Raw genomic sequence first — 13,020 nt, forward strand, 5'->3', positions numbered from 1 at the left:
TCCGGTCTTGCGTCGTTATTGTGGCAGTGCGAGTTTCTGGATACCGGCGGGGCCGCCGATTAGCAGGAAGCCTTGCGGCCCATCCTCTACGGTGTAAATCCGACCGCCGGCTCGCACTGGCAGATAGTTAAAGGTCTGACCATTGTCGCTGCTAAAAAACATATCCCCGGCAATGCCGGCGAAGATCATGCGCCCGTCCTTGAGCGTGACGGAATCGACCAGCGAACTACCCGGTGGCTTCTGTACTTCTGCCCAGGTCTCTCCTGCATCAACCGTGCGGAACATTCTGCCCCGCAGCCCGCCCAGCACAATGGCACCGTCAGCAGCTGATTCAGCGGTAAAGAAACTCCCCTCCCAGGGAACATTCTCAACCAGCGAGCCCTTCTGAGCGACCGCATCGCCGATCATGAACAATCCGGCTTCGCCGGCCAGGAAGAACTTGCCCTCTTCCGTCAGCGGAGCGAAGTCAAAGACGTGGAAAAACGAATCGTTTTCCATGCTGTGCAGCACATGCATCCAGTTCTGGCCGCCATCTTCGGTGCGCAGAATCATGCCGTAGGCACCCAGCGCATGGCCGTAATTCGCATCGTGGAAGTACACCTTGAACAAGGGTTTGTCGGCGCCCTGATCGATAGCGAACTGCATTTCATCCATGAGATAGGGGTAGAGATCGTCGTCGGGATTCTGCTCCGCGAGCTGCCGATAAAACTCCAGTCCCTCGGTACCGTAACGCAGGCCGTCGTACTGTTTTTCCCAGGTACGACCACCGTCCTTCGAATGCAGGATTACCCCTTCGTGGCCCACGGCCCAACCCAGTTCCGGGGTCGGGAAGTGGATATCGAGCAGTGCGCTGCGCACCGGCACTTCAGCCTGGGTCCAGCTATCACCGCCATCCTCCGAGAAGAGAATGTGGCCATGATGGCCAGTGGCGTACCAGGTGCCGTGATATTGGCGAATCGTAAAGATCAGCGATTTGGCCGCCAAATCACTCTTCACCGCCGGCAGTTCGAGGACGTCATAGCTCTTGGCCATAACCCCGGACCACGGCGCGATGGCCAGGGCCAGAAAGCAACCTAATAGTGCTCGTTTCATTCCCATCTCAGAATATCCAATTGTTCGCGTGCCAAACAAAAAAGGGGTGCCGCAACCTACGGCACCCCTTTTGGCTAGACCAACTTAACGTACACCGCCGCGGGCCATGCCCTTGGGACTGAAGTACTTGTCGTTCTGGCTTACGCCATTCTTGAAGCCACCAGGCGCCGGCTTGGTGTTGATATTATAGATGCCCTGCAGCAGATCGTAGGCACCATAGGCAAAGTGGTAGTTTGACTTGATGTCATACAGGTTTGCGCCGTAGGCGTACTGTACTCGCCACATGTTGCCCTGGCCGTCGTAGTTCTCGGCCGCCAGACCCTGCCAGCTGTCTTCATCGATGTAGAAACGACGTTTGGAGTACAGGTGGCGGTTGCCGTCTTTCAGGTTGGCTTCCACAATCCACACGCGGTGCTTCTCCCAGCGGATCAGCGCCGGATCGAGGAACTTCTCGCCCAGCGCGTCTTTCACCTCAGCCTGGAAGACAAAGTCGTAGCAGTTGTAAGGCACATACATCTCTTTCTTGCCAACCAGTTTCCAGTCAAAACGCTCGGGAGATCCATTGATGATAAACGAGTCGTCGTAGGTGGATGTACCGGCAACACCGGGGTTAGGCGTATCAAACGATACCGCTGGCGCCAGGCGCACACGACGCTGGCCGGTCAGATACTGCCAGGCTTTGCGGCCCTTGCCCTTGGTAAAGTCAGCGCCCGGTTCGTGCACCAGCAGAATCTCACCTGCGCGGCGCGCAGGTGCCTTGTAGTTGATGCGCAGTTTCAACCACGGGGTGTCGTCCATGATCTTGTCCGGCGTGCGGTACATGGGCATCACGTTGGTCATGAAGCCGGTCGTCGACAGAATCGGCTTACCGTTTGAGCTGACGTAGTAGGTGTCATACGTCACCGAGTGGTCGGTCAGATAGCGCGTCAGGTGATTCCAGAGCACTTCCAGGCCGCTCTGGGGAATCGGGAAAGGCACGCCCGGATAGGAATTGGCTACCCGCTGGCCGGCATCTTCCAGGGTTGCACCGGTGGCGTTTTTCTCGGTGTTGTTGTACACCCAGTCAGGCGTCACGAAATCGCGACGGCTCTGGTAGACATCCATCTTGAAGCCGTCGGCACCCAGCTTTTCGAACATCGCCACGGTGCCCTCGGTGAGGTTCTCGGCGTGGTCCTTGTAATTGTTCACATCGATAGTGAACAACACTTCGTCATCAGGGTAGGCATCGATGTAATTGTCTGAGCCTTCCACGAAGCCTGCGGGGATCGGTGAACCTTGCGGGTTCCAGGCAGGAATGGAGCCATCGGCATTGCCGGCGGCCTCAGCGCCCATGGGCGTGAGGTCCTGGCCCAGACGTGCAGCTTGTTCAGGCGATACTGCGGCAAAGGCAGCACCGGAAATCAGGGCGCTCAGGCCCAGGGCTGCCAGGGTTTTCTTCTGCAACATGTTGAATTCCTCGTCTACAGCTATTCGTTCGTTATAGTTCAGTATTAGTATTAGAAAGTACGCTTAACGGTCACAGCGAAGTTATCGCGGTCAGTCAGCAGACCACCGATGCCAGCCAGTACCGGGCCGAAGCGCCAGTTGTAGGCTGCGCGCGCGGTCCAGGTCTGGTTAATGCTCAGCTCAGCACCCAGGCTGGCACTTCCACCCTCTTCGTCACCGCCAAAGGTGAAGGGCGACTTCTCGCCATCGATGGTGTAGTTCACGCTCATCGGAATGGTCAGATCAATGCCGGGCCACACCTGATACCAGGTGGGACGGAACACACCCGCCAGGCTCGTCACTACTCGACCTTCCTTGATACGTTGATCCAGCAGTTTGCAGTTCTCTGTACAGTCATCCAGCATAGCCGCAGTCACTTCGAAGATGTAACTACCACCTTCCCACAGGCCATTGTCGCCCAACAGGCCTACGCCGTTTAAGACCACTGACCAGGTATCGCCCAGGGGCGCTACTGTGTTGTCGGAGGTATAGAGATCCAGGAATTCGGTGTCGCCATTGCGAATCACGTCAAAGCCGAGGCCCTGCACCAGGCCTTCCAGCGGCTCGGGGACGTTGTAAGCGCGGGTCAGAGCAGCGGCGAGTTCAGGCGCCATAGCCGTATCGGGGCGGTACACAATATCCAGACCGAAGCTGATGCCGGCGATTTCCTTGGCAAAGGAAACACCCATGACGTCCATATCTTCGGTAAACACCCAGTAGCCATCACCGATGGCGCGGGCGCCTTCATCCCAGCCGGGCGTGGGGTCGGGGTATACACCACCAGCCAGCAGCGGGAAGGTGCGGTTAAAGTCGGCACCCGCGGCGAGGCCATGCAGGTTGCGATCTACCACATTCATATAGATAAAGCTGGTTTCCAGCGCCCAGGCATCTATCCAGTACTGGAAGTTAACACCCCAGTCCCCGGATTCAGTGCGGTCTTTGTGGTCTACCCGGTAACCGGCACGCAGCGGATTGGTCAGGTCTTCACCAATGATAGTGGGCGGAAATACGACAAAGTCAGTGTTCTCGGTGAGGCCGGCTGCCGGGTTGAAGAACGTACCCGTTTCCGGCAGGCGGTGACGCTCGTGCTCAAAATTGTAGAACGCGTTGGCGGTCAGGTTGTCTGTGAGCTGCCACACGCCAGAGATCTTGGCGGTGGGCAGGAACAACTCCTTGGCCTCGGAGCCCGGTACAGACAGCGCCTTGTTAAAGTCGATGGGCGACATGGAGCCACCGAAGCCGTTGATAGCACCTACGGCGAGAAGGCTGTTACCCCAGTAAATGGTGTGGCGACCGGCGCGAACACCCAGCGAGGTCTCACCGATGTCCCAGTTACCAAACACAAAGGCGTCAAGAATTTCGCCGCCAAAGTAGTGATAGTCATCGGCGGCGTCAGTGTATTCACCGGGTGACACGCTGGCGCTTGCCCAGGTGGCAATGCGGTCGCTCGGGTGGTCGCTGTCCTTGTAGGCATAGTCGTACCAACCAGCGGCACTGATTCGGAAACCGTAATCCATTTTGTAGATCACATCGAACTCGGAGAGGATGTCGATACGGGAGCTGACGATATCGCCTTTGTCGACAGACAGGGTGTTGTCATCAGCAAGCCACCAGGCACAGCCCTTATAGGCACAATGCGGTGTTGTGATCTGCTTGTCCTGATCCTCAGTACGCACCATCAGGTTACCCTTGATGGTGTTATCCCAACGTACTTCCCAATCATCTGATGTATCGAACTGGAACGCCTGAGCCTGCGTGCTGATGGCGGTAAGAACCGACAGTGCTAGCAGCTTCTTTTTCATGTTACTTCCCTCTGCGAGTAGGTATTGCATTGTGTATTCGTGTGACGGCATAGCCGCCTGTATTGTTATTCGGCCCGTCATTCACGCCCTGAAGAGCGGCGTTACTCCGGTGCCATTCATACGCTTTGGGTTGTCGGATAGGCTGATTATTGTGGACGATTCTGCGCCCGGTGCCTGCGGTGCGTTTTATAAACCCATCGACAACAGCCCCATACCCAGGGGCAAAACTGACCTGTCACTCCGCCCCAGAACTGAACACAGGGCAACAAGTTAAACCAGATCGTTATCCGCGGACGATATTACAATACATAACAGAACGCCAAGATATTGATATGGGACAGGCTTTTGTGATTTTAGGCCAATACGGGGGTTTGTAAACCTGCACTGCCCGGCAAAGCCTGCCCCAGGGGGAAGTGACCTCAGCCGATCAGGGACTGGCCACCATCAACGGCGATAGACTGGCCGTTGATATAGGAGGAGCCTTCGCTGCACAAAAGGGCAACGAATCGACCAATATCTTCCTCACATTCACCGATGCGCCGCTGGGGAATGCTCTGGATGAATTCCTCGGCCTGCTCGGGATACTCGCGTGTCCACCATTCCAGGCCCGGAGACTTGGCATGGGGCAGTATGACGTTAGTTCGGATGCCCTCCGGGCCCCATTCACAGGCAGCGGCCCGGCTCAGAGCGCGGATGGCTTCCTTGGTGGCGGCGTAGGCACCAAAACCATTAATGTCCCAGCGCTTGGCCGAAGAACTCCCCAGATTGATGATGCATCCGTCGCCTTTGAGGTGCGGATAACACAGCTTCATCATACGCATTGTGGCGAGCGGCCCGGACTCGAACCCTGCTATAAAGGCTTTATCAGTGACCTGATGAAGTTCACCCAGCGGCACCTCCTGGGCGTTGTTCACCAGAATCTGCAACCCGCCAAAATGATCGACCACCGCCTCGACACAGTTAGCCAGCGATGCCTCGTCTTTCACCTGACATACGACCGGCAGTGCGTCGCCACCGCGTTCGCGAATCAACTCACAGGTGGTCTCAAGTTTGCTCTCGGTACGCCCCGTGACGGCAACCCTGGCACCCTCTGCGGCCAATGCCAGCGCTATGCCCTGCCCCACGCCCTGCCCCGCGCCTGTCACGAGGGCAACTTTGTCTTTTAACATCATGTTGGAATCTCTTCGGTGAATAGGTGCTGCATATTATGCGCTGGTAGCAGACTGGCTGCTAAACCCATGCGTTCAAATTTGCAGACTCCTGGGGTCAGTGTTGCTGGGCAAAACCCTTCAAGCGCTCGCGATAGGACCGCGGCGCCTCTCCGGTCCAGTGCTTGAAGGAGCGCACAAAGAAACTGGGTTCGGTAAAGCCAAGATAATCCGAGAGATCGGTCACCTTAATGTCTTCGTTGAGCAGCTTGTCTATGGCCACTTCGCAGCGCACTTCGTCCTTGAGCTTCTGGTAGGTGGTGTCCTCGCGCTGCAGGCGCCGTCGCAAACTGGATTCAGACATATTGAGGTATTGGGCCAAGCGGGTGAAAGACGGCAACCCCGAGGGAAGATCAATGGCAATCAGGGATTTGATGGCCGCACTGGCACTGGCCGATTGCTGTTCAAACGACAGCAACTCATAGATGGCATTGTCCAGAAAATTCTGCAACGAATCTGCCGTGTGAACCACACGCCGATCCAGCCAATGAGCGGGAAACACAAAGCCGTTGTCACTGGCATCAAATTCCGGCTCACAGTCTAAGCTACCCGCCAGACTGCGGCTATAGGCACTATTGAGAAACGCGGCACCGATTATCACCGCATTGTTTTCCAGCGGCTGACCGATCATCCGGCCACACAACCCCTGCCAGACCAGAAGGCCAGAGGCCTTGGCCACCGTATCCTGGTATTCAGCGCGGTCCCACCCCTCCGGGGCGAGCACCGCACCGTGTTCGGTGAAACGAATGTGGCATCCCAGCCAGGCCCGTCCGTCATCTTCCCGCAGTTCAACGCAGTGGCCGATCATCGGATAAAGCATCGCTTCATAGCGCGCCGCCAGGCGCAGGGCCTCACCCAGCGTGCGCGCGGAAATCATACAGTGACACATCAGGGCAAAAGCTTCACTGCCCACCCCCGCCGCCCAGGGCATAGGCTGCTTCAGGGTTTGCATCTCGCCCACCGCCAGTTCGTAAAGACGGGAATACTGTCGCGCAGGCAGCGCTTCGTCTGCCGCCAGCGATGCGACTGCTGCAGGCGCCAGATTGATCTGCTCCCCCAGCGCGCCGGGTGAACTTTTTCGCGGCAACGGTTATCTCGGCCATACCCGATCCCGGTTGAATATGTCTATCATTGTGACTCTTTGTGCCCTACGGCTCTGAACGAACAAGGTTATCATCACTGCACCAGAGCCTGACAACGGAACATTTGATGACTCTACTTGCAGATAAAATCGGTCTCGTCACCGGCGCCGGCCAGGGTATTGGGCGAGCCATTGCGCTGGCGTTCGCCCGCGAAAAAGCCCGCGTCATTGTCGCTGACTTCAATCGCGATATGGGCAAAGAAACCACCGCTATGATAAACGAAGCCGGCGGCGAAGCCCTGTTCATATTTGGTGATGTCTCCAAAGAGGACTCTGTCGCCGCCATGGTAGACACCGCCGTCAGCCACTTCGGCCGCCTGGACATTGCCTGCAACAGCGCTGCCCTGAGCCCGGCTCTGGCCCTATCCACCTCTACGAGCGCGAGGTCTTCGACCAGACACTGGAAATGTGCCTGACCAACACCTGGCTGTGCATGAAGTACGAAATCCCTGCAATGCAGGCTGCAGGCGGCGGTGCCATCGTCAACATTTCCTCCAATGCATCCCTGCGCGGTCAGGCGTTTAATACTGCCTACGCCGCGGCCAAAAGTGGCGTCAATCTGCTCACCAAAAGCTCCGCCGGCGAATACGGCCGGGACAACATTCGCATTAACGCCGTGTCACCCGGCGTGATTCGAACCCCCGGCGTTGAGAAGTACTTTGAAGAACAGCCGGACAAGGCCGAAGGGCTGAAGAAAACCGCCGTGCTCAATCGACTGGGTGAACCGGACGAAATTGCCGAGGCGGTGGTCTTTCTGTGCAGCGATCGCGCCTCGTTCATCACCGGACAGATTCTCTCGGTGGATGGCGGAGGCGCTATACGCTGATTAGATCAGTGCCTCTGGTGCGAGGTTTTCAATCTGGCGCCGGATACCATCGCGCCAGCTCACCCGGGTGGGGCCAATAAGTTCGTGCATATACGTCGGGTCGATCGCCAGCGAACCAAAGGCCTTGGGGTTTTCGTTAAAGTTCGGCGTCAGCCCTGTGAGCTCGCCAATATACTCACACCACTCTTCTACCGAGACTTTCTCTGAACCGCCAAAATTGACCGTTGTGACCTCCGTCGAAGCGGTCCCGAGCAAATAGGGAATTTTCTCGATGTAATCGTCCGCGTGCAATGGATTGAAATAATTCGGTCGCTCTGGGTGGACATCAATGGCCATGTCCTGCTGCATCATCAGCAAGTGGAAATACATCCACCCGCCATTGTCGCCATAGGGAACACTGAGCCTGGCGATTGTCGCCGGAATATCAAACTGCCTGGCGGTAAACCGACACACGGTTTCGGCGGCGATTTTGGAGATGCTATAGGTCGGAAACATATCGCGGTGGCTATCACCGAGCGGCGCATTTTCCACGCGCGGCCTCTGTCCTTCTTCATGGTCGTAAACCGCCGTCGATGAAAAATGCAGAAAGCCTTTGGCGCGGCGGCAGCGCAGCATCAGGTTACCCACACCCTCGCCATTGGCTTTCAGGTCGTATTCGAAATTGCCGGTTTTCACGACGGCAAAGTTCAGTACATATTCAATATCTTCAGGAACGGCGGTGAGCGTATCGCGATCAGCGAGATCGGCAGCGATAACTTTGGCACCTAGCGCCTCAATGCGATCGCGGTCCTCCTGCTTTGAAAAACGGGCCAGCGCATACACATCGGCGATTTTGGCGAAATGCTCTACCACAGGTAACGCTACCTGCCCGGTGGGGCCGGTAATGAGCATTTTACGTCCTGTCAGGTCTACGGGTGTTGCTGTCATTGTTGCTCCTCATTGTTGTTATTGATCGCTATAACACTAGTAATAAAAGCTTGTTCTCCACACCTGGCCTTATTTCGACTCAGGCCAGCGGCGAGTAGCTGGAATAGCCCTCTGACCCTGGCGTATACAGTGTTGCCGGGTTGAAGCGGGCGAGTTCAATACCCTCTCGCAATCGTCGCGGTAAATCGGGGTTGGCGATGAAATAGCGCCCAAATGACACCGCCTGCATTTCGCCGGCGGCAATCGCGGCGGCCGCTTCCGAGGCGCGGTAGCCGTCATTGGCGAGTAGATTGTCAGGAAAATACTGCCGACCGAGTTGCAGGTTATCTACGCGCCCCGATGGCAAACGGATGGTGTGTAAATAGGCCAGTTTCAGCGAGGCCGCGGCAGCCAGCATTGTATCGAAGGTCTCTTTAGGGTCGTCATCTGCCAGGTCGTTAAAGGGATTGTCCGGACAGATACGCATGCCCACCCGCCCCGCGCCCGCCACCGAAGTCATCGCCTCCAGCACTTCCAGCACAAATCGACAGCGATGACTGGCGCTACCACCGTAGGCATCCTGCCGCTGATTGCTGCCCGTCGAGAGAAACTGCGCAGGCAGATAACCGCTGGTGCAGTGCAGCTCAACTCCATCGAATCCGGCCTCACGCGCCATGATAGTGGCCCGTCGATACTCCTCAATCACCCTGGGAATATCATCGAGTGCCAGCGCCACGGGTTCGTCCAGGGGCTGCATACCCGCCTGATCAGTATAGATTTCACCTCGGGCCTGTATTGCCGATGGTGCAATCGTGGCACTGCCTGCTGGCTTGTTGTACGCGCTTGAAACACGACCGACGTGCATGATCTGCGCCACCATCAGCCCGCCCTCGGCATGTACAGCGTCCGTCACCCGACGCCAAGCCTGAACATGTTCCGCGTTGTAGATGCCCGGCGTGCGACAGTAGCCCAGCCCACTGGCGCTGGGAGCGATACCCTCGCTGATGATGAGGCCGGCACTGGCGCGCTGCCGGTAGTAGTCCACCATCACATCAGTCGGCATACCGTTTTCGCCGGCACGGCTGCGCGTCATCGGCGCCATCACAATACGATTGCGCAGCTTCAGGTCACCTAGCTGCGCAGCTTCAAACAAGGCGTCATGCATGGTTCAACGTACCCGAATTCTTGGTTCCGGGGCGCACCGGCGCATAGTGGTAAGAAAGGCATCCAGCGGCGCTGGTGGAGCGACCTGCGGTTCATCGACCCCGGGCGGATGCGCCCAGAAGCTTTGCCAGGAAGGCCATAGATCATGGTAGGCCCCGGCATAGGGTTCGCGATCCGGCCAGCGCATTTTATTGTCACCCACCGGCGGCTTGTTCAGGTCGGTCGCGTACCAGTAACAGGGCAGCCGACGCCGAAACAGCCAGCGGCCGTCGATACGCTCGTAATTGTCCCAGTACAGCATCTGCATGATGACCCACTCGGTGCCGCCGTCGCCACGGGGCGTCTCGTGCTCGTTCTTGGAATACACAACACCCCGGGCGTAATCTGCGCTATCGAACTCGATAATGTGATTGCCAATATGGTGCGAGGTGCCGGTGAACTGCAGCCGCAGCGTATCGTCTAGCCAGCGTTTCAGATGGGCGCGGCCAGACAACTCACGGCTTACCCGAATATCCGGGGCGAACAGGTTTACATGCGCATCCAGATCGCGCATGTCCAGCGACAGAGAATACTTGGCGGCCAATTGGCGGATCTCGTCGAGCGACTCCAGTCGATCGATCCGCTGCTCCAATGATGCCATGGGATACGCCTTGCTTATTCGTGATACCCGAGCATAGAAGCCCCGACCGAATCGGGTCAACGACCATTGCGCTCACATAGCTTGTCTTTAGCGCTCACGCGTATTTTCTGGCGCTGAGGTTCAGATAGTTATAGTGTCGAACCAGCCCAACAAGACACCACTATGCAAGTAATCATTCATCAACTGCGCGTTGCCGATGGCAGCGATATCCCCCTGCACTGGTTTCCCTCTGACGGCGAGGGCCAATGCCTGTTACTCCTGCCTGCTCTTGGGATTCAGGCCAAGCTATACAGGACGCTGGCATCACAGCTGTCCGCTGCCGGTCATCCGGTTGCCATTATGGAACAGCGCGGCCACGGGACAAGCTCGTTGCGCCCGGGCTATCGGTGCCGCTACTCCCTCGACGACATGCTCGACTACGACATACCTGCTGCCCTTGAATGGCTGGAGCAACAATGCCCGGGGCGACCGTTGGTGATGGGAGGACATAGCCTGGGCGGACACCTGACCACCATTTACGCGGCCCGTAACCCCCGTCAGTTGGCCGGGGTTGTTCATCTGGCCTGTGCTTTCCCCTATTGCGACGATTTCCCGGCGGCACAGCGTCGGCTATTAAAATTTCTGTGCGCAATGATTCCCGTATTCAAGTTCATTCCCGGCTACTATCCAGGCGACCTGTTGGGCTTCGGGTCGCGCGAGTCCACCGCCATGATGGCGCAGTGGCGCCAGTGGGCGCTGAGCGGCGACTTCAACTATGACAAACATACAGATCTCGCCACCCGCGGAGCCTACACTGGCCCCGTGCTGGCGCTGGAGTTGGAGCGCGACAGCTTTACCACCGAAACGGCGCTCATGCGAGCGCGCATGCCCTTTCAGCAGGATCGTATTACCCGCATAAGGTTGGGAGAAGCTGAACAGGGAGACTACCTGGGGCACACTCAGTGGGCACGTCAACCTGACGGCGCCAGGCTCAGCATAGTCGACTGGCTGGCGAAACTAGTCAGCTAGAACGGGAATACCATCGGGATAAGCACCAACACCGCAGCTGAATAGCAAATCGACAATGGCAGACCGCTGCGGAAATAATCGCGCAGGCTGTAACCACCGATGTTCTGGACCATGAGATTGGTCGTGTAACCATAGGGCGTCAGGAAGCTCGCGCTGGCGCCGAATGCCACCGCCATCACCATTGGCATGACATCGATACCAAAGCTCTCTGCCAGGCCGAACGCAATCGGGAAGACCAGGGCTGCGGCCGCGTTGTTCGTCATTAATTCGGTGAGCAGCAAGGTGCCGAAGTATATGCCCGCCATAGCCGCCCAGGGACCCAATCCGCCCAGAGCCACATGGAGCAAATCAGCCAGCCCCGCAACAACGCCGGCATTGGTGGCCGCCTGGGAAAGCGTCAGCGCCGAGGTGATAATCAACCACAGTTCAAAGGGGAAGCGGCGACGCAATTCGGAACCGCGCACCACGCCCATGACCAGCATACACACCAGCAGAAATGCCATGCCCTTAATGAGTGGCACCAGGCCCGCAGTTGCCATCGCCACCACTGCTACCAGGGTCGCAGTAATAAAGTAGTTCTGAGCGGGAGTCGCTGCTGCGCCACTGACCGTGTTATCGATGACCACAAAATTTTTGTCGAGATTCTTGCGCTCATTGAAGTCGGCGCCCACGGCCAGCATCAGATTGTCACCGGCCTGAATAGTGATATTCCCGAGCTTACCGGACAGCCGCTTACCACCCCGACGTATACCGACCACCGCCGCGTCGAACAGTGAACGGAAGCCGCTGTCCTTGATGGTCTTGCCCTCAATTGAGGCATTGGGCATGACGATGACCTCGGTCATATTCTCACGCAGCAAGCCCTCCTCTATCGCAAACAGGCGCAAGCCCGGAAACGCCTCCAAGGCGTTCACCTGCTTGACATCACCAGAGAAGATCAGTTTGTCGCCGGCCTCGATGAACTCTGTTGGCGCCACCGGTGAAATCAAATGTTCTCCGCGCACGATCTCCACGAGGAACAAATCGTCGAGCTCACGCAGGCCATTATCGAGAATGCTTTTACCGACAAGTTCGGAGTCGGCTTCGACCTCGGCCTCGATGAGATACTCATTGATATCGATTTGCTCGGCGCTGCTGCTCGGCAGCAATCTAGAACTCAATACAATGACCACTAATCCGATCAATGTGACAGGCAGACCCACCAGGAAGAAGTCGAAAAACGCCAGCCCTTCGCCGGTAGCATCTTCCAGGAAACTGCTGACAATCAGGTTGGTTGAGGTGCCTATGAGGGTCATCGTACCGCCCAGTATGGCGGCATAGGACAGAGGGATGAGAAGACGCGACGCAGGGTGGTGCCGATTACTGCGCACGGTATGCGCAAGCGTTGCAACGACGGCCGTATTGTTGACGAAGGCAGAGAAAAACGCTGTGACAGCACCGAGGCGCAACAGGCTGGCCGCATAGCCCTGGGTGATCAACTTGCCGGACAATCGAGTGAGCCAGGACAACTTTTCCAGGCCCACGGAGACCAGCAGCAGGATAATCAGCGTCATCAGCCCCATGTTGGACGCTTTCGCCAATACCTGTTCAGTCTCAACCAGACCGAGAAAGTATGCCGAAAGCATGGAGCACACAAACACCCATACCGCCGGCCAATCGGTGAAAATGAGACTGGCCAGCAGAGCTATAAACACTCCGGCAATCAGCAGCTGGTCAATCATTAAGCAACACGCCCTTGGATAAAACGC

The 13,020-nt window shown here is 57.2% G+C and carries 10 protein-coding genes and 1 pseudogene; 2 read left to right on the forward strand and 9 right to left on the reverse strand.

What is annotated here, in order from left to right:
- Positions 1-15: 15 nt before the first annotated feature.
- From BST95_RS13770 to BST95_RS13790, 5 genes are all read right to left on the reverse strand, one after another.
- Positions 16-1,092 (reverse strand): WD40/YVTN/BNR-like repeat-containing protein, encoded by a 1,077-nt coding sequence (locus BST95_RS13770; protein ID WP_066051109.1) that lies wholly within the window; start codon positions 1,090-1,092, stop codon positions 16-18.
- Positions 1,093-1,176: 84 nt separating this feature from the next.
- Positions 1,177-2,538, reverse strand: a complete 1,362-nt coding sequence (locus tag BST95_RS13775; RefSeq protein WP_084200177.1) for a DUF1329 domain-containing protein — start codon at positions 2,536-2,538, stop codon at positions 1,177-1,179.
- Between the two features lie 50 nt (positions 2,539-2,588).
- The gene (locus tag BST95_RS13780) at positions 2,589-4,379 is read right to left on the reverse strand and encodes a DUF1302 domain-containing protein (protein ID WP_169843950.1); all 1,791 of its coding nucleotides are present in this window, start codon (positions 4,377-4,379) and stop codon (positions 2,589-2,591) included.
- Between the two features lie 419 nt (positions 4,380-4,798).
- A complete protein-coding gene (locus BST95_RS13785) occupies positions 4,799-5,551 on the reverse strand; it encodes an SDR family NAD(P)-dependent oxidoreductase (RefSeq protein ID WP_084200179.1) in 753 nt (250 codons plus the stop codon).
- 94 nt (positions 5,552-5,645) lie between these two features.
- Positions 5,646-6,674, reverse strand: a complete 1,029-nt coding sequence (locus tag BST95_RS13790) for a helix-turn-helix domain-containing protein (RefSeq protein WP_084200180.1) — start codon at positions 6,672-6,674, stop codon at positions 5,646-5,648.
- Between the two features lie 122 nt (positions 6,675-6,796).
- On the opposite strand from BST95_RS13790, the pseudogene BST95_RS13795 reads away from it, so the two are divergent.
- Positions 6,797-7,554, forward strand: a pseudogene (locus BST95_RS13795) (SDR family NAD(P)-dependent oxidoreductase).
- Here BST95_RS13795 and BST95_RS13800 read toward each other — a convergent pair.
- The 3 genes from BST95_RS13800 to BST95_RS13810 all read right to left on the reverse strand — a co-directional run bounded on the left by BST95_RS13800 (position 7,555) and on the right by BST95_RS13810 (position 10,264).
- Positions 7,555-8,481 (reverse strand): NAD-dependent epimerase/dehydratase family protein, encoded by a 927-nt coding sequence (locus BST95_RS13800; RefSeq protein WP_205737276.1) that lies wholly within the window; start codon positions 8,479-8,481, stop codon positions 7,555-7,557.
- A gap of 79 nt (positions 8,482-8,560) precedes the next feature.
- Positions 8,561-9,625 (reverse strand): alkene reductase, encoded by a 1,065-nt coding sequence (locus tag BST95_RS13805; RefSeq protein ID WP_084200181.1) that lies wholly within the window; start codon positions 9,623-9,625, stop codon positions 8,561-8,563.
- 3 nt (positions 9,626-9,628) lie between these two features.
- Positions 9,629-10,264, reverse strand: a complete 636-nt coding sequence (locus tag BST95_RS13810) for a nuclear transport factor 2 family protein (protein ID WP_102106137.1) — start codon at positions 10,262-10,264, stop codon at positions 9,629-9,631.
- 162 nt (positions 10,265-10,426) lie between these two features.
- Here BST95_RS13810 and BST95_RS13815 point away from each other — a divergent pair, with 162 nt between their 5' ends.
- Positions 10,427-11,272: an alpha/beta hydrolase family protein gene (locus tag BST95_RS13815; RefSeq protein ID WP_084200182.1), complete on the forward strand. Its 846-nt coding sequence runs from the start codon at positions 10,427-10,429 to the stop codon at positions 11,270-11,272.
- Here BST95_RS13815 and BST95_RS13820 read toward each other — a convergent pair.
- Complete coding sequence (locus tag BST95_RS13820) at positions 11,269-12,993, reverse strand: SLC13 family permease (protein WP_084200183.1); 1,725 nt, start codon at positions 12,991-12,993, stop codon at positions 11,269-11,271. The two genes, BST95_RS13815 and BST95_RS13820, sit on opposite strands and share 4 nt — an antisense overlap.
- Between the last annotated feature and the right edge of the window lie 27 nt (positions 12,994-13,020).

This window comes from Halioglobus japonicus (assembly GCF_001983995.1).
Lineage (GTDB): Bacteria > Pseudomonadota > Gammaproteobacteria > Pseudomonadales > Halieaceae > Halioglobus > Halioglobus japonicus.

Excerpts from the sequence above, each read along its gene's own strand:
- BST95_RS13770 (WP_066051109.1), bottom strand. The coding sequence starts at position 1,092 with ATGAAACGAGCACTATTAGGTTGCTTTCTGGCCCTGGCCATCGCGCCG.
- BST95_RS13775 (WP_084200177.1), bottom strand. The coding sequence starts at position 2,538 with ATGTTGCAGAAGAAAACCCTGGCAGCCCTGGGCCTGAGCGCCCTGATT.
- BST95_RS13780 (WP_169843950.1), bottom strand. The coding sequence starts at position 4,379 with ATGAAAAAGAAGCTGCTAGCACTGTCGGTTCTTACCGCCATCAGCACG.
- BST95_RS13785 (WP_084200179.1), bottom strand. The coding sequence starts at position 5,551 with ATGATGTTAAAAGACAAAGTTGCCCTCGTGACAGGCGCGGGGCAGGGC.
- BST95_RS13800 (WP_205737276.1), bottom strand. The coding sequence starts at position 8,481 with ATGACAGCAACACCCGTAGACCTGACAGGACGTAAAATGCTCATTACC.
- BST95_RS13805 (WP_084200181.1), bottom strand. The coding sequence starts at position 9,625 with ATGCATGACGCCTTGTTTGAAGCTGCGCAGCTAGGTGACCTGAAGCTG.
- BST95_RS13810 (WP_102106137.1), bottom strand. The coding sequence starts at position 10,264 with ATGGCATCATTGGAGCAGCGGATCGATCGACTGGAGTCGCTCGACGAG.
- BST95_RS13815 (WP_084200182.1), top strand. The coding sequence starts at position 10,427 with ATGCAAGTAATCATTCATCAACTGCGCGTTGCCGATGGCAGCGATATC.
- BST95_RS13820 (WP_084200183.1), bottom strand. The coding sequence starts at position 12,993 with ATGATTGACCAGCTGCTGATTGCCGGAGTGTTTATAGCTCTGCTGGCC.